The sequence below is a fragment of the Streptomyces sp. NPDC004752 genome (genome assembly GCF_053601275.1).
Window position 1 is genome coordinate 86091 of record NZ_JBSGBN010000008.1, and the last position, 19479, is coordinate 105569.

Annotated in this window: 16 protein-coding genes; 4 read left to right on the forward strand and 12 right to left on the reverse strand. The window is 69.2% G+C overall.

All coding sequences use genetic code 11. The features are described 5' to 3' along the window. Window position 1: 1 nt before the first annotated feature. The gene (pdxR, locus tag ACWEKM_RS05705; RefSeq protein WP_451619912.1) at window positions 2–1453 is read right to left on the reverse strand and encodes a MocR-like pyridoxine biosynthesis transcription factor PdxR; all 1452 of its coding nucleotides are present in this window, start codon (window positions 1451–1453) and stop codon (window positions 2–4) included. Between the two features lie 161 nt (window positions 1454–1614). Here pdxR and ACWEKM_RS05710 point away from each other — a divergent pair, with 161 nt between their 5' ends. The 3 genes from ACWEKM_RS05710 (at window position 1615) to ACWEKM_RS05720 (ending at window position 3478) form a co-directional block, all read left to right on the forward strand. Next, a complete protein-coding gene (locus ACWEKM_RS05710; RefSeq protein WP_451619885.1) occupies window positions 1615–2208 on the forward strand; it encodes a TIGR03086 family metal-binding protein in 594 nt (197 codons plus the stop codon). Then, complete coding sequence (locus tag ACWEKM_RS05715; protein WP_451619886.1) at window positions 2202–2693, forward strand: hypothetical protein; 492 nt, start codon at window positions 2202–2204, stop codon at window positions 2691–2693. The genes ACWEKM_RS05710 and ACWEKM_RS05715 overlap by 7 nt, the downstream gene beginning before the upstream one ends. 269 nt (window positions 2694–2962) lie before the next feature. Further along, window positions 2963–3478: a GNAT family N-acetyltransferase gene (locus ACWEKM_RS05720; protein WP_451619887.1), complete on the forward strand. Its 516-nt coding sequence runs from the start codon at window positions 2963–2965 to the stop codon at window positions 3476–3478. Between the two features lie 125 nt (window positions 3479–3603). Here the strand turns inward: ACWEKM_RS05720 and ACWEKM_RS05725 are convergent, their stop codons facing one another. The 5 genes from ACWEKM_RS05725 to ACWEKM_RS05745 all read right to left on the reverse strand — a co-directional run bounded on the left by ACWEKM_RS05725 (window position 3604) and on the right by ACWEKM_RS05745 (window position 10304). After that, on the reverse strand, window positions 3604–4782 hold the full coding sequence (locus tag ACWEKM_RS05725; RefSeq protein WP_451619888.1) for an acyl-CoA dehydrogenase family protein: 1179 nt from the start codon (window positions 4780–4782) through the stop codon (window positions 3604–3606). 97 nt (window positions 4783–4879) lie between these two features. Further along, entirely contained in the window at window positions 4880–6034 is a 1155-nt protein-coding gene (locus tag ACWEKM_RS05730) for a CaiB/BaiF CoA transferase family protein (RefSeq protein ID WP_451619889.1), read from the reverse strand. Next, window positions 6031–7539 carry an aldehyde dehydrogenase family protein gene (locus ACWEKM_RS05735; RefSeq protein WP_451619890.1) on the reverse strand — a complete coding sequence of 503 codons (1509 nt, stop codon included), beginning with the start codon at window positions 7537–7539 and terminating at the stop codon, window positions 6031–6033. The genes ACWEKM_RS05730 and ACWEKM_RS05735 overlap by 4 nt, the downstream gene beginning before the upstream one ends. Window positions 7540–8028: 489 nt before the next feature. Next, a complete protein-coding gene (locus ACWEKM_RS05740) occupies window positions 8029–9579 on the reverse strand; it encodes a PucR family transcriptional regulator (RefSeq protein WP_451619891.1) in 1551 nt (516 codons plus the stop codon). Window positions 9580–9839: 260 nt separating this feature from the next. After that, complete coding sequence (locus tag ACWEKM_RS05745) at window positions 9840–10304, reverse strand: winged helix-turn-helix transcriptional regulator (RefSeq protein ID WP_451619892.1); 465 nt, start codon at window positions 10302–10304, stop codon at window positions 9840–9842. Window positions 10305–10405: 101 nt separating this feature from the next. Between ACWEKM_RS05745 and ACWEKM_RS05750 the strand changes: the two genes are divergently transcribed. After that, window positions 10406–11677: an MFS transporter gene (locus tag ACWEKM_RS05750; RefSeq protein WP_451619893.1), complete on the forward strand. Its 1272-nt coding sequence runs from the start codon at window positions 10406–10408 to the stop codon at window positions 11675–11677. Window positions 11678–11777: 100 nt separating this feature from the next. On the opposite strand, the gene ACWEKM_RS05755 is transcribed toward ACWEKM_RS05750, so the two are convergent. The 6 genes from ACWEKM_RS05755 to ACWEKM_RS05780 form a co-directional block, all read right to left on the reverse strand. After that, on the reverse strand, window positions 11778–13253 hold the full coding sequence (locus tag ACWEKM_RS05755) for a GH1 family beta-glucosidase (RefSeq protein ID WP_451619894.1): 1476 nt from the start codon (window positions 13251–13253) through the stop codon (window positions 11778–11780). 20 nt (window positions 13254–13273) lie between these two features. Beyond that, entirely contained in the window at window positions 13274–14932 is a 1659-nt protein-coding gene (locus ACWEKM_RS05760; protein WP_451619895.1) for an FAD-dependent oxidoreductase, read from the reverse strand. A 102-nt stretch (window positions 14933–15034) separates the two neighbouring features. Then, the gene (locus ACWEKM_RS05765) at window positions 15035–15967 is read right to left on the reverse strand and encodes a carbohydrate ABC transporter permease (protein ID WP_451619896.1); all 933 of its coding nucleotides are present in this window, start codon (window positions 15965–15967) and stop codon (window positions 15035–15037) included. After that, window positions 15964–16905, reverse strand: coding sequence for a carbohydrate ABC transporter permease (locus tag ACWEKM_RS05770; RefSeq protein ID WP_451619897.1), 942 nt, complete (start codon window positions 16903–16905; stop codon window positions 15964–15966). The genes ACWEKM_RS05765 and ACWEKM_RS05770 overlap by 4 nt, the downstream gene beginning before the upstream one ends. A gap of 10 nt (window positions 16906–16915) precedes the next feature. Next, a complete protein-coding gene (locus ACWEKM_RS05775; RefSeq protein ID WP_451619898.1) occupies window positions 16916–18238 on the reverse strand; it encodes an ABC transporter substrate-binding protein in 1323 nt (440 codons plus the stop codon). A gap of 109 nt (window positions 18239–18347) precedes the next feature. After that, window positions 18348–19418 carry a LacI family DNA-binding transcriptional regulator gene (locus tag ACWEKM_RS05780; RefSeq protein WP_451619899.1) on the reverse strand — a complete coding sequence of 357 codons (1071 nt, stop codon included), beginning with the start codon at window positions 19416–19418 and terminating at the stop codon, window positions 18348–18350. Between the last annotated feature and the right edge of the window lie 61 nt (window positions 19419–19479).

Sequence of the window (19479 nt, forward strand, 5' to 3'; positions counted from 1 at the left end):
TTCAGGACTCCCCGCGCGGGCCGAGCAGACGGCGCAGGCCCGGTTCGATGTCCGGGGCGCTGATCGAGCCATAGCCGAAGACGAAGCCCGGACGTGCGGAGCGGTTCGCGGCGACCTCCGCCAGGGTGTGGATCGCAATGCCGGATGCGCGGGCCCGGCCGGCCCGGTCCGCGAGGGCCTCGGGGTCGGCGAGGCGGCCTCGGGTGAACGCGGTCATGTGCAGGCCCGCGGCGGACGGCACCAGTTCGGCCAGGTCCTCGAAGTGGTCGGTGAGCGCACGGGTGAGGGCTTGGTGCCGGGTCGTGTAGGTGTGCCGCATCCGGCGAATGTGCCGGGCGAGCAACCCGTCGTCGACGAAACGGGCGAGCGCCGCCTGCGTGGGGACCGCTGTGTGCCAGTCGGCGGCGTACTTGGCGGTGCGCAGCGCTTCGCGCAGCGGGGCGGGCGCCACCAGGAAACCGACCCGCAGAGAGGGCAGCATCACCTTGGAGAACGATCCGACGTAGATGACGTGTCCGTGCCGGTCCAGGCTCTGCAGTGTCTCGACCGGCCGCCCGCCGAAGCGGAATTCGCTGTCGTAGTCGTCCTCGATCACCGCGGCGCCGTGCCGCCGCGCCCACCGCAGCAGCGCCGTTCTGCGCTGCAGGGACATCGGCATGCCGAGCGGGAACTGGTGGGCGGGGGTGACATACACGGCGCGAGTGTCCGGCGGGATGGCGTCGACCAGCAGGCCCTCGGCGTCCACCGGTACGCCCGTGACCTCGGCGCCCTGTGCCAGGAACGGCAGCCGGGCCGGTGGGTAGCCGGGCTCTTCGACGGCCACCCGGTCGCCCGGTTCGAGCAGGACCCGTCCGACGAGGTCCAGGGCCTGCTGCGTGCCGGTGGTCACCAGCACGTCGTCCGGGCCGGTCCGCACGGCGCGGGAGAGTCCGAGATGCCGGGCGAGCGCGGCCCGCAGTCCGGCGTGGCCGGCCGGATCGCCGTACCCGACCGTCCCGGCCGCCGAGACGCGCAGTTCCCGGGCGATCAGGGGGCGCAGGGCGTGGTAAGGGAAGAGCCGGGCGTCCGGCAGACCGACCCGGAAGTCGTGGGCCGCCGTCGTCGCTCCCGTGGTCTCCGGACCTGTCCATGGGGACAGGCCCGCCCACAAGGCGCGCGGGCGCGGTCCCGAGCCGGTGGTGTCGGCGTCGGTCGCGGCCTCGCGCGTGGGCAGGCCCGTAGGGCGCACATAGGTCCCGGAGCCGACCTTGCTGACCGCGTACCCCTCGGCGACGAGCCGTTCATAGGCGGCGCCGACGGTATTGCGGGCCACGGCGAGGTCCCGGCCCAGCTCCCGGGTCGGGGGCAGCGGATCGCCTGGCCGGAGCAGCCCGTCGTGGATCGCGGTGCGCAGCTGGCGGTAGATCTGGCCGGACAGGTCGCGTTGCCCGTCGAGCCTGACGTGCACGTCCATCTCGGTCAACGGCTTTCGGTTCGGCTGGTGTCGGTTCGGCTGGTGTCGGTTCGGCTGGTGTCGGTTCGGCTGGTGTCGGCTCGCGGCCGGGCGATTGGCTCAATCAGTTGGCAGCACATTGGCTCTAGGGCTGAGCCGCTGTGTGATCTTACGCTCTGGCCATGGACTCACGACGACTTGACCGCGAGGCGCTGTCGCTCACCGGGGAGGCGGTCTCCCAGGTGAAGACCGCCCAGCTGAGGCTGGCGACACCGTGCGCGGACTGGACCCTGTACGGCCTGGTTCGCCATCTGGTCAGCCAGAACAAGGGGTTCGCCGCCTCCGCCCGCGGCGCGGGCGAGCCGTGGGCCGTATGGCGGGACGGCGACCTCGGTGACGACCCGGCCGCAGCGTACGAGGCGTCGGCGGGCGAGGTCACCGCGGCGTTCGCGGAAGACGATGTGCTGGAGAGGCGGTTCGCGCTGCCGGAGCTGGGCGAGGGTTTCACCGTCCCCGGACGGGTGGCGATCGGCTTCCACCTGCTCGACTATGTGGCGCACGCCTGGGACGTCGCGGTGACGATCGGTGCCTCGTGGGAGCCCAGCACCGAGCTCACCGCCGCCGCGCTGCACGTCGCCGCCCTGGTCCCGGACGAGGGCCGCGGGCCCCAAGGCGCGTTCCGCCGACGGATCGCCCTCCCCGACGACGCGCCGCCGGCCGACCGGCTGCTGGCCCTGCTCGGCCGCGACCCGTCCTGGACGCCGGGATCATGCTGAGGAGCCGCTGGTGCCGGGGCCCGGCCGGGCACTCCCCCGGCGACCGCGCCCCCGCGGACGGCTTCGGCGTCGACGGCGACGGTGACATGCGCGGTCGCCGGAGCGGCCCGCTGATCGTCAGCGTCACCGACTTCACCAGCGACGCCTACCGGGACCTGCCGGGCATCACACGTCATGGCTTCGCGCTGCGGCGCCGCTGGCCGGATCTCGACGGGGCAGTCGGCATGTGGTTGTGGGTCGCGCCTTTGGCCCGGCGCTGCGGATCGGTCTCGGTGTGGACCGGACGGCAGGCTCTGGGGGAGTTCGTACGCCTGCCGGAGCATGTCGCGATCATGGACGAGTACCGCGAGCGAGGCACGATCAGGTCAGTGATCCGGGAGTGTGCGAGCTTCGACTCGGCACAGATCTGGCGGGATGCCGAGGCATGGCTGATGTCGGACGATCGCCACCGTGCCGCGCGGGGGGCGGCACGGCGGCACCGCTGACACCGGCTTCTCGGCTCAGAGGCCGGGACCACCGGACCGAACCGGTCCGCCGACCCGGAAGGAGTCGGCGAACGGCGGACCGGACGTCGACGACGCGTGCGAGGCCGTGCTTGATCACGAAGCGCCGGAGCCGACGAGCACCGGCGGGTACGGCCTCAGACGCGCACCGGCGGGTAACGCGTCAACCGAACGAAGGGTCTGCACGAGCGGGGATGGTCCGGCAACGGCAGCATTGCCCCGGGCGCTCCGCCTCGTGCATGATCACCGGCATGAGCGCTGACACTCCCTGCCCCGTCCGCCTGGTCGGCGGCGGGGCCGAACTCGTCGACCGACTTGAGCCGTTGTGGCTGGCGTTGCACGCGCACCACCAGAGCGTCGACCCGCGCGGGATCTATTTCGACGACTCGGAGTCCTGGCGGGTGCGTCGTAGCAGCTATGTGCGCTGGCTCGCCGAGCCCGGCTCCTTCGTACTGATCGCCCAGACCGAGGCCGGCGAGGACATCGGCTACGCCCTTGTGGCCGTCACCGAGGGGCCGGACGACACCTGGGTCACCGATGATCGGCTGGCGGAGGTCGAGTCGCTCGCGGTCCTGCCCGCTCACCGGGGTTCCGGCGTCGGCACCCGGCTCCTGGACGCGGTAGACGCCGAGCTGGACCGGTTGGGTATCGGTGACCTCTTCATCGCGGCCCTCGCCCAGAACACCGAGGCGATCCGCTTCTATGAGAAGAGAGGTCTGCGCCCGGTCCTGACCAAACTCGCCCGCTTCCGGGCGGAGCGGCGGTGACCGCGAAACGGGAACAGAAGTGGACACCCTCGTCGGCTGACGAGTCCCTTCCGGTCAGGTCGGCCCGGCCGGTTCCGTACGCCTCCCCCTCCGGGGCATACGGAACCGGTGTTCGAGAGGCCGCGTCAGCGGTAAGCGGGCTGACCGGTGAGCGCCTCGCCGATGACCAGCGTGTGGATCTCGCCGGTGCCCTCGTAGGTGAGGACGGATTCCAGGTTGTTGGCATGGCGCAACGGCGCGTACTCCAGCGAGATGCCATTGGCTCCGAGGATGGTGCGGCACTCGCGGGCGATGGCGAGGGCCTCGCGAACGTTGTTGAGCTTGCCCACGCTGATCTGCTCCGGCCGGATCCGCCCCTGGTCCTTCAGACGCCCCAGGTGCAGGGCGAGCAGTGCCGCGCTGCCCAGCGAGACACTCATGTCGGTGAGCTTCTTCTGGGTCAACTGGAAGGCGCTGATGGGCTTGCCGAACTGGATGCGCGCGTCGGCGTATTCGAGGGCGGCCTGGAGGGAGTCGCGGGCCGCGCCGACCGCGCCGAACAGGATGCCGAAGCGGGCCTCGTTCAGGCAGGACAGCGGGCCGCGCAGGCCCTGGGCGTGCGGCAGACGGGCGGAATCCGGCAGGCGTACGTTGTCGAAGTACAGCTCGGAGGTGATGGAGGCGCGCAGCGACATCTTCTGCTTGATGTCCTGGGTGGTGAAGCCCGGCGTCGCCTTGGGGACGAGGAACCCCCGGACACCGTCCTCGGTCTGCGCCCAGACGGTGGCCACGTCGGCGATGCCGCCGTTGGTGATCCACATCTTGGAGCCGTTAAGGATCCAGTCGCCGCCGTCTCGGACGGCTCTGGTGCGCATGTCCGCCGGGTTGCTGCCGAAGTCGGGTTCGGTGAGACCGAAGCAGCCGATCGCCTCGCCGGCGGCGAGCCGGGGCAGCCACTCCCGCTTCTGCTCCTGTGAGCCCCACTTCCAGATCGAGTACATCGACAGCGAGCCCTGCACGGAGACGAAGCTGCGGAATCCGGAGTCGGCCGCTTCGAGTTCCAGGCAGGCGAGCCCGTAGCTGACGGCGTTGGTGCCCGCGCAGCCATAGCCCTCCAGGTGCATGCCCAGCACACCCAGCTTGCCCAGCTCGGGAGCGAGTTCGCGGGCGAAGTGGGCGTTCTCGAACCACTCGCCGATGTGCGGGCGTACCCGGTCGGTGAGGAACTTGGCGACCGTGGCCTGGATCTCCCGTTCCTCGTCGGTCAGAACGCTGGACAGGTCGAGCAGATCGAGAGGGTCCTTCAGGGGTTTGGTACTGCTCACTGCGTGCTCCTACGGGCGGTGGTGATCGGTTCGGGAGGGGGAAAGCCCAGGGCCGGGAGGCCCAGGGTCCGGAAGCCCAGGGCCGGGAGGCCCAGGGTCATGAGTCCAGCCATGCCTTGATGTCGTCCGTGTGTTCTCCGAGGCCCGGGGGACGACGCTCGTAGCGGGGTGGGGTGTGGGAGAGGCCGATGGGGTTGGCCACCAGGTCCATGGCCGGACCGTCCGGTGGTCCGACGGTGGTACGGGGTTCGAGGCCCAGTCTCTCGGCCAATGAGAACGCCTCCGCGAGATCGTTGACCGGACCGCAGGGCACGCCCAGCGGGGTGAGGAGATCGAACCATTCGTCCGCGGTCCGGTGGGCCAGTCTGCCGCCCACCTGTGCGGCCAGTTCCTCCACATGGGCGACTCGCCGGCTGTTGGTGGCGAAGTGGGGGGCGTCGGCGAGGCCCGGCAGGTCCAGGCCCCGGCACAGGGCGGCGAACTGCCGGTCGTTGCCCACGGCGATGACAAGCGGCCTGTCCTTGGTCTGGAACACCTCGTAAGGGGCGATCGACGGGTGCCGGTTGCCGAGGATGCCGGGAACGGCTCCGGCCAGGACGTACCCCCCGGACTGGTTGACCATGCTGGAGAGCAGACAGGACAGGAGACTGACCTGCACATGTTGCCCCACGCCCGTCGCCTCGCGATGGCGCAGGGCGGCGAGCACGCCGACGGCCGCGTGCAGCCCGGTGAGGACATCGACCAGCGCGACGCCGGTCTTCACCGGCTGACCGGGCGCCGGGCCGGTGACGCTCATCAGGCCACCGACCGCCTGGACGAGCAAGTCGTATCCGGGCAGCTGCGCGCCCTCGCCGGTACCGAAGCCGGTCACCGAGCAGTAGACCAGCCCCGGGTTTGCCTCCCGGGCCGCCTCGTAGCCGAGTCCGTACTTGGACATGGTGCCGGGACGGAAGTTCTCGAACAGGACGTCGGCCCGGCGTACCAGTTCCGTCGCGCGGCGTCGGTCCTGCTCGTCGCGCAGATCGAGGGCCACGGAGCGCTTGTTGCGGTTGACCGACAGGTAATAGGTCGCTTCGCCGTGGGCGTACGGCGGACCCCAGGCACGCGTGTCGTCACCGGTGGACGGGTTCTCGACCTTGATCACATCGGCGCCCAGGTCGGCCAGGAGCATCGTGGCGTAGGGGGCGGCGAGGACGCGGCCGAAGTCGGCGACCAGTACGCCGGACAACGGCAGTGCTCCGGTCCCGCTCACCGGTCCTCTCCCCCGGAGGCGCGCAGGTAGACCGTCTTGGTGCGAGTGAAGAACTCAAGGGCGGCGCGGCCCTGTTCCTTCGGTCCGTAACCGCTGTGCTTGGCGCCGCCGAACGGAACGTGCGGTTCGGCGCCGGCGGTCTCGGAGTTGATGTGCAGGATGCCGACGTCGATCTGTTCGACGGCTTGGCTCACGGATCGCAGGTCGTCGGTGAAGACGGCGGCTGACAGCCCGTAGTCGCTCTCGTTGACGAGGTCGACGGCATGCTGCGCGTCGCGTGCGCGGCGGACGGCGAGGACCGGCCCGAACAGCTCCTCGCGCCACAACGGGTCGTCGCCGGCCAGTTCGACCACCGTGGGCCGCAGGAACGCGCCTGTCGCACGATCGTCGTCGTAGGGACGCCCGCCGGTGAGGATGTCGACACCGGGGCGGGCCGCTCCCGCTTCCAGGGTCTGCTGGATCTCGTCCCGGGTCTGGAGCGAGATCACCGGGCCCATCTCGGTCCTCTCGTCCAGGGGGTCGCCCACCCGCAGGTCGGCCACCCGCTTGGTGAGCCGGTCGAGGAAGTCGTCGGCGACGGCGTCCTCGACGATGAGACGGGACGTGGCCGTGCACTTCTGGCCCGTGGAGCGGAAGGCACCCGCCGCCACCTCCTGCACCGCCAGGTCGAGGTCGGCGCTGGTCAGCACGACGGCCGCGTTCTTGCCGCCCATCTCCGTCTGTATCGGCCTCGCCAGCCGACCGCACTGCGCGATCAGGTTCCGGCCGACGGAGGTCGATCCGGTGAAGGTCACGGCGTCCACACCGGGGTGCGCCACCAGTCGGCCCCCGAGTGCGCCATCACCGATGAGCAGGGACAGGACGCCCTCCGGCAGTCCCGCTTCCACCAGGGCCTCGGCCAGGCGGACGGCCAGCAGCAGGACGGAGCCGGCGGGTTTCCACACGACGGCGTTGCCGTAGCCGAGGGCAGGCGCGATCTTCCAAGCGGGGATCGCGATCGGGAAGTTGAACGGGGTCACCACGGCCAGCACACCGACCGGTCGCCGGAGCACCTGGATCTGCTCCCCCGGCCGCGGCGAGGCGAACACCTCACCGACCGGGCGCAGTGCTTCGCCCGCGTAGTAGCGGAAGATGTCCGCCGCACGCCGCACCTCACCGATGCCCTCCGCGCGGGTCTTGCCCTCTTCCCACGCCAGCTCCTCGCCCCACTCTTCGGCGCGGGACTCCATGAGATCGGCCGCGCGGTTGAGGATCCGGCCGCGCACCGGATGTGGTGTCGCCGCCCACTTCGGGAAGGCGTCACGCGCGGCGGCAACAGCCTGGTCGAGGTCGTGGTTCTGGGCGAGCCGGCCCACTGCCACGGCCTCACCCGGTCGCGCCGGGTTTGTGTCGATCAGCTCTCCGCCGTCGCCGAGCCGCCACTGTCCGGCAATCAGATGGCGCAAGGTCCGGGCCGCCCGGTCGGATCCACCTGCCGTCGTGGCACCACTCGCACCGTGTCGCATCGACCTTCCTTTCCACCTGGCCGCCGCTCTCCTCGTCGGCGCACCTTGGCCCTCTTGACCTGATCAGAGGGCCATTGTGGGGAGCGGACGCACGGCCGCGCACCAGACGAAACGTCCCGTCCACCGGGGCAGGGGCACGCCGATCCGTCCATTACGCGGGCGGAACCACGACGGACTCGGCCCGGCGGCCGTCCCCTACGGCCCCCGGAGGATCTCTCGATGTCCTGTGCCTCCCTCCGGCCGACCGCCCCGGACCGGGCCCCGGGGTGGGTACGGTGGCTCGTCAGTGAGATCCCCGGCCCTCGTTCACCGCGTTCCCGCGTTCCCGCATTGGCCGCACTGGCCGCACTGGCCACGCGGGCAGGATCGATCGCCAAGCGCTCCCACGCGGACAGGCCGTTCGTGCCGACCGCCGGAGGCTACTGACAGCGGAAGGTTGCTGACAGCCGGAGGCTACGGCAGTTGTCCGGCGTTTCCCGGCCTCCGCGGTCAGCCGTCGCGGCCGGGCTCCTGCCAAGCCGACAGGGACAGAAGGAGTTCGGCCCGGACATGGGCCGAGTCGAGGTCGACGTCGAGGAGGTCCCGGATCCGCTCCACGCGACTGCGCAGGGTGTGACGATGCACACCCAATGCGGCGGAGGCCGCCTCCCAGTGGCCATGGTGTTCGAGGAAAGCCCGCAAGGAGGCGATCAGTTCGGTTCCCTGGCTCGTGTCGTACGCGGCGAGTGGGCCGAGCCGGGCGGCCGCCAGTGATTCCAGTACCGATCTGGTCTCGGGGGTGGTGAAGAGCACCTGTCCCGCGAGTGACTCCGTGGAGACGACGTCGTGGGAGCCCCGTGACTGCGCGACGGACACGGCGTTCAGCGCCTGGCGGAGGGCCGCTGAACCGTTCTCAAGGGTGTGTATGCCGCTCATGCCGGCCCATGCCCGCGAGGACGCGTGGGCCGACGCGGCATCGGCGACCGTCCGCGCCGTCCGAGCGTGACTGCCCGGCAGCAGGAGCACCGCACAGCCTTCGTGCACGGTGCCGAAGAGCGGCAGACCCTGCTCGGCCAGTACCTCACCGGCCCTTTCGAGCATGTTGCGGACCTCGCCTCCCCGCAGGGCCAGGACCCGGATGCCGTCGCGGACCGGGAATCCCGCCTCGTTGAGCTGGTCCTGGGCGGCAGGTGCCGTCACGGCTTCGTTCAGGAGCATGCACAGAAACATGCCGTTCACCCGGTGCTGTTCGTCGCGTAGTCGAAGCGGTTTCTCGGCTTCCAGGGCTAGCAGGGATGCCGCATGGCCGAGCAGAAGGTGATCCATGGGGGTGAGGGCCCTTCCGCCGGCCAACACCAGGCGGCCGTGCACGCGGGGGCCCACCCGCACCTGGTGGACGGCTGCCACTCCGTCCTGCGTCGACATCATGGACGCCGCGGCCTGCTCTGGAAGCGGCGCTTCCGTGTGCACGAGGAGGTTCGGTGTCCGGGTACCGGGAGGATGCGCGGCGCGTGTTCTGCCCTCTCCGTCGAGGTAGAGCACGTCCGTCTCGGTGGAGACGGCCAGTTCCCGAACGACCGCCTGCACTCCGCCCTGCAACGCGGCCCGGGTCATCCGGGGCTGGATGCGGGATGCCTGGACCACGTCTTCGTACTGCTGTTCCGCCAGCCGTTCCATGAGGGTTTTGGTGATGGCCAGGAAGGGGGTGGGAAGCGGCACCTCCAGCAGGGGCATGCCCGCTTCTTCGGCCGCCTCCACGAGTTCGTCGGGGACGTTCTGATGCGACAGGCCGACCCCGAAGCCCACCGCCGTGACGCCGGCCCCCGCCAGCTGCCGGACATAGTCCGCACGCCCCGCGGCGGTGTCCGGCAGTCGCATACCGGTGGTGAGTACCAGCTCGCCTCCGCGCAACCACGGTACGGGGTCGGCGAGTTCGATGCTGTGCGCCCATACCACTTCACGGTCCAGGCCGTTCCAGCCGGCCAGCACCTTCAGGCGTAGCTCCCGCTGCCGGATCAGCCAGGCCAGCGGTATGCCCGCAGCCCTCACATTCTTCGCCATGCGGTGACGTTCGATCATTCCTTCAGTGGTCCTTCGTGCGCTGGGTAGGGGCGAGGTCGGCACATGGCCCCGCGGCCCGTACGGCCAGTATCTGCGAAGGTGCGCCGAGACCGGCCGGAACGAACGAAGGAGAGGTTTGTCGGGCAAACCGACCTGGGACCTAGGCGGCTGCGACTGGGATCGCCCGCGCACTCGGGGGCGTGCGGCTGCCACCGTCAGGGCCCGCCCGGGAGTGGGCCGCGCCGTGGCCGCAGGCCCAGTCAGCCGGTGCCGTCACCGATGCCGAGCTTTTCGACGATCGTTTCATCCGGGCCGACCGGGCGGCCGTCGCCGGAGCGGACCTCCAGCGGGCTCAGGGGGTGCCCGCTGCGGCGGTCGAGGAGCAGTGAGTGCGCCTCCCCGGGCTCGAAGCAGTGGCTCTCGCCCCACTGGCGCAGCGCCACGATGACGGGGAACAACGCGCGCCCCTTCTCCGTGAGTACGTATTCCTGGTAGGGGCTGCGGTCGGAGGCGGGCACCGTTCTCATCACCCCGGCTTCCTCCAGCGTGCGCAGCCGACTGGTGAGGATGTTCTTGGCGATGCCCAGGCTTCGCTGGAACTGGCCGAAGCGGCGGCTGCCGTCGAAGGCGTCGCGCACGATCAGCAGGGACCACCAGTCGCCGATGGCGTCGATCGACCGGGCAACGGGACACGGATCCGCATCGAACCGCGTACGGGCAACCATCCCACTCTCCTCCTCCACACCACACCTGGTTGCAACATGCTACCGCCTGACCTAGGGTCCGGCGGGTAGCAAGTTGCAACCACTATCGGGGAGGGTGCCCCATGCCGAGCGACCGCCCAGCGGACAACGGCCGGACGGCCGTGAACACCAACCTCGCACCGCCCGGGCCGCCGTCCGCGCGCCTGATCCTGCTCTTCGCCCTCGCCTGCGGCAGCGCCGTGGCTAACGTCTACTTCGCCCAGCCCCTGCTGGTCACGCTCGGCGAGCAGTTCTCACTGAGCTCCGGACTGCTCGGCGCGGTCGTCACCGTCACCCAACTCGGATATGCGGCGGGCCTGTTCCTGCTCGTCCCGCTCGGTGACCTGGTCGACAGGCGGACGCTGATCACGCTCCAGCTCGGCCTGCTCGCTGTCGCGCTGCTGGCCGTCGGCCTGGCGCCCGGGACCGCCGCGCTGCTCGCCGCCCTCGCCGCGGTCGGAGCACTCGCCGTCGTCGCCCAGACCATGGTCGCCGCGGCGGCCCACCTCGCCGCTCCGGCCTTTCGCGGGCGGGTCGTCGGCGCGGTCACCAGCGGGGTGATCACCGGTATTCTGCTGGCCCGCACGGTGGCGGGCGTAGTAGCCGACCTGGCTGGATGGCGCGCCGTCTACCTCCTCTCGGCCGTGCTGACCGCGGCGCTCGCCGCGCTCCTGCGCCGCACCCTGCCGACCGACCGGCCGCCGACGGCCACCATGCCCTACCGGCGTCTGCTGAGATCGACCGTCGCCCTGTTCGCCCGCCACCCTCTGCTGCGGGTTCGCGGCGGGCTCGCCCTGCTGGTCTTCGCGGCCTTCAGCACGCTGTGGAGCAGCGTCGTCCAGCCGCTCAGCAGCCCGCCCTGGTCGCTGACGCACACCGCGATCGGCGCGTTCGGGCTCGCCGGAGCGGCCGGAGCCGCGGCCGCGGGCGCTGCCGGCCGATGGAACGACCGCGGTCTCGCGCAGCGCACCACGGGTACCGCGCTGGTCCTGCTCGCACTGTCATGGCTGCCGCTGGCATTCACCCGGCAGTCGCTCTGGGCGCTGGCGGTCGGAGCGGTCCTCCTGGACTTCGCCGTCCAGGCCGTGCACGTCACCAACCAGTCCCTCATCTACGCGGTGCGCCCGGATGCCGGAAGCAGAATCATCGGCGGCTATATGGTCTTCTACTCGGCCGGCAGCGCCCTGGGCGCCATCGGCTCCTCCACGGCGTACGCGGCGGCCGGGTGGACCGGAGTATCCGCCCTGGGAGCCGCGTTCAGCTGCGCCGCCCTCCTGCTCTGGGCGACGACCCGGCACCTGCACAGCCGCCCGGCATCGTCCACGACAGTCACGTCCTCCACAGCCACCCCCTGACCGGCGAACAGAGCCCACAGGGCCCGGTGGCGTGACCACCACGCGTCCAGGTCTCGGCGCCGAGTCGTCGTGGAGCATCGGGCGGCCGAGTAGTGCTCACCTACTCGACGCTCTCCCGCGACGAAGGCCGCGGGAGCAGTTCGCTCAAGTTGCCGGTGCGCGCCAGCTGGGAATAGAGGCGACCGCTGGCCTTGACGGTGCGACGCTGGGTGGGGTAGTCGACGTGCACGATCCCGAATCGCTGGCTGTAGCCGAAGGACCACTCGAAGTTGTCCAGGAACGACCAGGCGAAGTAGCCGATGACGTCAGCTCCCAGACGCAACGCCTCGTGGACCGCGCCGAGGTGCCGTACGAGGTAGGCACAGCGGTCGGCGTCGTCGATCGCTCCGTCGGGGTCCACACAGTCGGGCCATGCCGAGCCGTTCTCGGTGACCGCCAGCCGGGTGCCGGCCGGGCCGGTGTACTCCTCGTGCAATCGCCGAAGGATGCGGGTGAGTCCCTCGGGCTGTACCTCCCATCCGATCCCGGTGCGGAGCAGGCCGCGGGAGTGTGGGTGGATGTGCCGCGGTGTCAGCCACGGCGGCGATGTCGGACGGTCGCCGGTCGGTACGGGCGTGGGCGGCCATGGGTCGGGGCGGGCGCTGACGACCGCATCCACGTAGTAGTTGATGCCAAGGATGTCGATCGGTGCCTGGATCGTGTCGAGGTCCCCGTCGTGCACCACGTCGTCGAGCACCCCGCCCAGACCCTCCTGCTCAAGATCAGCGAGGAGGTCCGATGGATAGACACCGCGGAAGAGCGGATCCAGGAACAGCCGATGCTGCTGGGCATCCGCACGGCGGGTGGCGTCGACGTCAGCCGGGTCGTCGGGATCGGCCGGTGTGTGTGGTCCCACGTTGAGGGCCAGCCCCAACGTCGCCCGGGGCGCTGCCTCCCGGATCGCCTCTGTGGCCAGTCCATGCGCCAGCAGTAGGTGATGCGCCGCCCTCAGCCCATCGACGCGGCTCTGCCGACCCGGTGCCTGCACGCCGGCCGTGTACCCGAGAAAGGCCGCGCACCAGGGCTCGTTGAGTGTGGTCCAGACGTTGACCCGGTCTCCCAGGGCGTCATGGACGGTCATCGCGTACTCGACGAAGCGCAGCGCCGTATCCCGGCTGGTCCAGCCTCCGGCCTCTTCGAGGGCCTGCGGCAAGTCCCAGTGATAGAGCGTCAGCCAGGGCTCTATATCGCGTTCCAGGAGCGCGTCCACCAGCCGCGCATAGTAGTCGAGGCCGGCCCGGTTGACGCCTCCGGCGCCCGTTGCCCCGTCAGGGCGCACACGCGCCCAGGACGTGGAGAACCGGTAGGCGCGAAGGCCCAGTTCGGCCATCAACGCCACGTCGTCGCGATAGCGGTGGTACTGGTCGCAGGCGACCTCGCCGTCGTCGCCGCCCAGGACCGCTCCCGGAAGGCGGCAGAACGCGTCCCATATGGAGTCGGTTCGGCCATCGATGTGCGCGGCTCCCTCGACCTGGAAGGCCGCGGTGGCACTGCCCCAGATGAAACCCTCGGGGAAGCGCATCAGTTGCTCGGTCATCGCTTGTCAGTCCTGCCGGTTCAATGAGCTTGGGTAACGGGGGCGATGTCGACGTCTTCGGTGGGCACGTGGTCATGCACGGTGCCCAACTCACGGATGGACAGCGGCCACTGAAGAGGGATGCCGAGCCTGCTGTTGAGCAGGTGTTGCAGGTCTGCGACCGCGCTCGGGCGGGACGCCGTGGCCTGGGGGGTGAGTCCCGTGCGCGCACACTCCACGGCGAGTCCCGCGACGGCCTCCCCGATCGACCATTCGACGGGGTGCAGTCGGTAGGCGCCATTGGTGATGTGGGTGGTGCCGATGTTCTTGTTGGCGGGCAGCAGGTTCGTCACTCGTTGCGGAACGAGGGCGCCGAGGGGAATCTGGAAGGGGAGGCAGTCGATGTCGACGTAGCTGCGACCTGCCGTGCTGGGGTGCAGATCGATGCGGTAGTAGCCGATTCCGACACTGTCGTCGAACTGCTCGGCCGCCGCGTCGGCGCCCCGCATCTGGCGCCCGATGTGCGCCTCGGTGACGGTGAACGCCGCGCGGATACGGCGCGACTCCCTGATGTAGGGCGCGATCGCCAGGTGGTCGTCGCTGCCGAGCAGGTCACCGCGGGGCTTGAGCCCCGGATAACCGACGCCGCCATCGTGCCGAGGTGCCTCGGTCTGCATCCAGTACAGAAAGGACAGGGACAGTGCGCGGGCGCCGGCCAGAGCCGCGGCCTGCTGCTCAGGGGAGACGCCGAGCAGCGGGGCCGCCCAGTAGTCGATCTGCGGCCAGTTCACCAGCGAGACATCATGCTCGAGGAATCCCCGCTGGAACTGGCTGCGGGCCAGGATGCGCCGGAAGTGCCAGAGGTCCTCGACCCGGGCGGCGTCGGTCGGACCGGCGAAGATCGGCCGGGTCCGGTGCTGGAGCGTGATCGGCTCGATGTCATCCCATGACAGCTGTGGTCCGGGCCAGAACGGGTCACTGTGGGTGCGCCAGTGGTCGTAGGTGGCCGGACGTTCCACGGTGTGGTCCTCGCCGGGGCGATACTCGATCGCGAAGCACCACGACACGGCCTGCTGGTCCATCGGATCGGCAACCTCTGGGGCGTGCAGCTCGCCGGTCTCCGTGGCACTCTCGGCGCCGAAGACATGTTCCACCCCGGCCAGCGGCAACAAGTCGCCCAGCTCGGTGGCATCCACGAACATCGGCCCGGTCAGGGTGCGCCGCTCTCCGTCAGCGGTACGGCGCACGGTCACCGCCCGCACCACGTCGCCGTCCACGTCGGCTCGCTCCGGCACATGGCCGCGCAGCACCGTGAGTCGTCCGCTCGCGATGTGCGGGGCGAGCATCTCCTCGATCACGGCGGCGAAGACGCGTGGCTCGGCGCAGAGCCGCGATACGAAGCCGAGGCCGGGATTGAGTTCTGGGTTCTGAGCAGCCGCCGCCGTCAACGGGTACAGCCTTCGGTAGTACGCGCGTACTCCTTCGCGCAGGCGACGATATCGAGGGGATGCCAACTCGCCCTCGATCCAGGGGTTTTCGTCCGGCGGGACGGCCTGTGTGGTGAGCTGACCGCCGAGCATGCCGTATTCCTCGGTAAGGACGACCCGACAGCCGAGTTCGGCGGCCGCGAGGGCCGCGGCGACGCCACCGAGACCACCGCCCATGACAATGAGGTCGGCGTGCAGTTCGGCTGGGGACATGGAGATTTCTCGCTTTCTGAGCTGTTCGAGGGCGCACGGCAGCATTCAGCCGTCGCACGGGGAAGAGGAAGGAAGAGGAGGAAGAGGAGGAGCGCGGGCCCGTCAGCCCTTGGCGCTGCCTTCGGTGAGGCCGGAGATGAAGTGCCGTTGGTTGAACAGGAAGACGGCGAGGACCGGCAGTGTCACCAGCACCGACGCCGCCATCAGGGCTCCGTACCGGACGTTGCCGCTGCCGACGAACCGGGTGAGCGCAAGCTGGACGGTCTGTGTCTCCTGTGAACTGGTGACCACCAAGGGCCACAGGAAGTCGTCCCACACGCCGGTGAAACTGAAGATCGCCACCACCGCGACCAGCGGACGTGCCAAAGGCAGATAGATCAGCAGGAAGATGCGCAGCTCTCCCGCGCCATCGATCCGTGCGGCTTCCGCCATGTCGCCATCAAATGCGCTGAAGAACTGCTTCGCCAAGAAGATGTTCATCGGCATGATCAGGTAGGGCAGCACCACGCCGCCGAGTGTGTCGAGCAGGCCGGTGCCCCCGGCGCCGGTGATGTCGTTGCCGCCGGCGAGCGGGAACGACTTGGCCATGAGGAACAAGGGGATGAGGGTGGCGGAGATGGGCACCGCCACGGTCGAGACCAGCGTGTAGAAGAGGGCGTTGCTGCCGCGGAAGGGCAGGAGCGCGAACCCGTATCCAGCGCCGATGGCGAACAGGCAGTTCGTGGCGACGGCGATGGTGGTGACGATGAGCGAGTTCACGAATGCCTGGCCCAGCGCGCCGCCCGACCAGGCGCGGGAGAAGTTGTCGAGCGTGGGATCGCTCGGCACCAACTGGGCCGAACTGAAGGCCGCTTCTTCCGGTGTGAACGCCAGCGACACCATCCACAGAAACGGTACGAGCACAAGGAGTGTCGCGATCACCAGGACGGCGATCGAGCCCGGGCTGCGCCGGGACAGAGCACGTCGCCTACGGGCGCCGGGAATGCGGGGCTTTCCCACGGTGGCAGCGGACCGGGGTGGGGCGGTCGTGGTCATGACTTCCTCCCGGTCATGGCGCGGATGGAGATGAACGAGAAGCCGGCGATGAGGGCGAACAACACGAAGGCCATGGCCGAGGCACTGCCCAACTGGTTGTGCTGGAAGGCTTCGTTGTAGATCAGATAGTTCGCCGTGGTGGTCTTGCCGAGCGGCCCCCCTTGAGTGAGTACGAACAGCTCCGCGAACGACTGGGAGAGATAGATGATGTCCATCGTCACGACATAGACCAGCATGGGGCGCAGTCCCGGCAGCGTGACATGGCGAAACTGCTGCCAGGCGCCCGCTCCGTCGATGCGGGCGGCCTCGTACAGATGCCCTGGAATGCTCTGGAGTCCGGCGAGCAGCAGCACCATGTTGGAGCCGAGCGCCTTCCACACACGCATCGCCGACACCGCGGGAAGGGCGCTGTCCGGCTCATAGAGCCAACGTTGCGCGTCGACACCGACGACGCCGAGCAGGTCGTTGACCAGACCGTCGCGGGAGTAGATCCACAGCCAGATCATCGACACGGCGGTGAGGGAGACGACATGCGGCAGATACAACGCCGAGCGCAGCGCGCCGATACCTCGGAAGGGCTTGTTCGCCAGGACCGCGAGGGCCAGCGCACACACGAGGAGCACGGGCAGCACCATGAGCGTGTAGCGCGCGGTGACGCCGAGAGCCTCGCCGAACTCCGGATCGCGGAACAGTGCCGCGTAGTTGTCCAGACCCACGATCCGAGGGGCTGCCCGTGCCAGCGGGGAGTACTCGGTGAAGGACAGGCCCAGGCCGTAGAGCACGGGAATCAGTGTGAACACCACGACCATCACGGCGGCCGGCAGCACGAACCACAGCCCGGCCAGGCCGCCGCGACGGCGCCGCCTGCGCGCGGGAGCACCGTCGGCCTCGATCTTTGCTGCCGAAGCCGCGTCGAGCGCACGTACGGGGTTGCTCATGACCTCGGCCTCAGTCGTCGGTCAGCAGTGTGGAGGCCTTGTCGGCGGCGTGCGCCAGGGCCGTCCGCGAATCCGACTTGCCGAACAGTGCTTCCGTGATCGCAGCGTCGATCACGTCACGCATCCCGACCCAATTGGGCACGTTGGGGCTGGGTTCAAAAGCGGGCGCGGCCTTGATGAACGCCTTGATCACCGGGTCGGTCTTCACATAGGCGGAGTCGGCGGCGGACGCGTGCAGCGGTATGGCGCCGATGCCCTGTGTGTACTGGGCCGACACGTCGGGTTCAAGCATGTAGTTGATGAACTCCCATGCTCGCTTCTTGGCCTTCGAATCCTTGTTGATCATGAGTCCGGGGCCGGAGCCCCCGAGCCACGCGGGCTTGTCGGAGTCCGCGAACCGCAGCGGCGGCATCACCCGTAGATCCTTGTTCGGGGCCGCCTTGACGGCCTGTTCCATGGCCGGCGACATCATGAGGGCCATCGCCGCGTCGCCCTTCACAATGGGCTGCTGCGTCGGCGGCTTGTTCACATAGTCCTCACCGAGCAGATTGGAGACGGGACGGTCACCTCGGTACAGGTTCACGAAGTAGTCCAGGGCCTTGCGGCCTTGCGGAGAGTCGAAGGCCACCTTGCTCCCGTCGCGGGTGAGTATGTCACCGCCTGCCGCCGTCAGAAGTCCCGAGAAGGTCTGCTGCGCGGCGATGGGGTTGGACGGAACGAGCAGCCCGGCACGCTTCACGGTGTCGCCGTCGTGGACTGTGAGCTTGTCGGCGGCGGTGCGCAGCTCCTCCCATGTCTGCGGCGGCTTGTCGGGATCGAGACCCGCCTTGGTGAACGCGTCGGCGTCGTAGACCACAAGGGACCCCTGGACCGACAGCGGCATGAGGTACTGCTTGCCGGCCACCTGTCCGCCGGCCAGTGACGTGGAGATGTCCTTGCGCAGGGACGGGTCGAGACGGTTGACGTAGGGGTCCAGGTCCTCCACTCGGTCGTGCTTGACGAAGTCCGCGACGGCCGCGGGGCCATGCCCGAAGACATCCGGCGCCGTGCCCGCGGCGAATGCGGCGTTGAGCTTGGGCGACAGGTCGACCCAGTCGACAAAGGTCACCTTCACATCGGTTCCGGTCTTCTTCTCGAAGGCCGGCACGATCTTGTCGTTGACGAGGTCCATCTCGACCTGGTTCGCGCCCGGGAACCAGACGCTGATGGACGAGGCGTCCCCTCCGTCATCGGCTCCGCTCTTCTCCGGACTCAAGCCGCAGCCGCTCGCCAGGAGCAGGCCGGCACCGAGTGCGGCAAGCGGCGCCAGCCGTCGCGAAGTGAGAGCTCCCATGGGCGATCACCCTTCCTAATACGTAACAGCAACTGATTCTGTTGAGTTCTGGTTCGGACTTGCGATCTGAGTTCTGGTTCGGACGTGCGATCTTGGATTACACGTTTCGTTACGCGTCCGGCAGTCCGGCGGCCGACCCGCCCGGTGCTGCCGTCCGTGGCGGAGCCACCGTGGTACGAGCCACCGGCCCGCACGCCAATGCCTCTCGATAGTCGGGTGCGACCTCCCCTTCGAGCAGACCCAAGAGAATCTCGACCGCCCGGACCCCCATCTCCCGCCGAGGCGCGTCCAGATGACTCCACGTCGAGATCGGACCAGCAGCATGGTCGAGTACGATCACAGACAGGTCCCCCGGTACCTCGATGCGTGACTGCGCCGCCGCTTCCGACAGAGCCTGGGCGAGAGGGGGCGTCTCGCAGACGACGGCAGTGATACCCGCGTCGACGAGCCGGGTGATCAACTCGGCCTTGACCTCGGTCGGTTCCAGGAACTCCTCGATGACCTTCACCGACTGCATGTCCTGCAAGAACCAGCGAAATGCCTCGTGTCGCTCGGTGAGCGGGGAGAACCGGTTCACCGCTCCGAGATACGCGAACCCCTCATGGCCGGCACCGGCGAGCACACCCATCGCTGCACGCGTCCCGGCACCGTATTCCGCCGTGACATAGGGGAACATCGCGCCAGGCACCTCACGCCGCCCGACGTAGACGAACGGATACTGCTCCTCTGCCAGAGCTTTCAACTCCGCGTTGTTCTGCTCGTGCCCCAGGATCACCGCGCCGTCCGCAAGGCGCAGCCGGTTGCCACCGGGACCGTAGATACGCCGACTGCCGTCGGGACGTTCCGTCGAGGCGAACAGGATGAGGTCCTGGCACGCCTTCGCGGCGGCCTGCTCGATGCCGATGAGGAATTCGTGGTAGTAGTCGTCGAGGGCCACCGGGAAAACGGACTCGTAGGTGTGCACACCGATCAGGTTGTTGCGTCCCCCGCGCAGTGACCGGCCCGCCACGTCCGGGACGTAGTTGAGCTCGGCGATGGCGGCCAGCACCCTGTCCTGGGTCGCCTGGGCGAGGTTGTACTGATCAGCCTTGCCGTTGAGCACCATGGACACCGCCGTCTGCGACACCCCGGCTACGCGGGCGATGTCTCGCTGACTGGGCCGCTGCTTTCGCGTGCTCATCGACTGCCTTTCACTAATACGTAACAGCAACGCAATCTAGCCATCACTCAGGGACTGGTCA

Excerpts from the sequence above, each read along its gene's own strand:
- ACWEKM_RS05780 (WP_451619899.1), bottom strand. The coding sequence starts at position 19,418 with ATGAGCACGCGAAAGCAGCGGCCCAGTCAGCGAGACATCGCCCGCGTA.
- ACWEKM_RS05760 (WP_451619895.1), bottom strand. The coding sequence starts at position 14,932 with ATGTCCCCAGCCGAACTGCACGCCGACCTCATTGTCATGGGCGGTGGT.
- pdxR (WP_451619912.1), bottom strand. The coding sequence starts at position 1,453 with ATGGACGTGCACGTCAGGCTCGACGGGCAACGCGACCTGTCCGGCCAG.
- ACWEKM_RS05745 (WP_451619892.1), bottom strand. The coding sequence starts at position 10,304 with ATGGTTGCCCGTACGCGGTTCGATGCGGATCCGTGTCCCGTTGCCCGG.
- ACWEKM_RS05720 (WP_451619887.1), top strand. The coding sequence starts at position 2,963 with ATGAGCGCTGACACTCCCTGCCCCGTCCGCCTGGTCGGCGGCGGGGCC.
- ACWEKM_RS05710 (WP_451619885.1), top strand. The coding sequence starts at position 1,615 with ATGGACTCACGACGACTTGACCGCGAGGCGCTGTCGCTCACCGGGGAG.
- ACWEKM_RS05735 (WP_451619890.1), bottom strand. The coding sequence starts at position 7,539 with ATGCGACACGGTGCGAGTGGTGCCACGACGGCAGGTGGATCCGACCGG.
- ACWEKM_RS05715 (WP_451619886.1), top strand. The coding sequence starts at position 2,202 with ATGCTGAGGAGCCGCTGGTGCCGGGGCCCGGCCGGGCACTCCCCCGGC.
- ACWEKM_RS05755 (WP_451619894.1), bottom strand. The coding sequence starts at position 13,253 with ATGACCGAGCAACTGATGCGCTTCCCCGAGGGTTTCATCTGGGGCAGT.
- ACWEKM_RS05765 (WP_451619896.1), bottom strand. The coding sequence starts at position 15,967 with ATGACCACGACCGCCCCACCCCGGTCCGCTGCCACCGTGGGAAAGCCC.
- ACWEKM_RS05750 (WP_451619893.1), top strand. The coding sequence starts at position 10,406 with ATGCCGAGCGACCGCCCAGCGGACAACGGCCGGACGGCCGTGAACACC.
- ACWEKM_RS05740 (WP_451619891.1), bottom strand. The coding sequence starts at position 9,579 with ATGGCGAAGAATGTGAGGGCTGCGGGCATACCGCTGGCCTGGCTGATC.
- ACWEKM_RS05770 (WP_451619897.1), bottom strand. The coding sequence starts at position 16,905 with ATGAGCAACCCCGTACGTGCGCTCGACGCGGCTTCGGCAGCAAAGATC.
- ACWEKM_RS05775 (WP_451619898.1), bottom strand. The coding sequence starts at position 18,238 with ATGGGAGCTCTCACTTCGCGACGGCTGGCGCCGCTTGCCGCACTCGGT.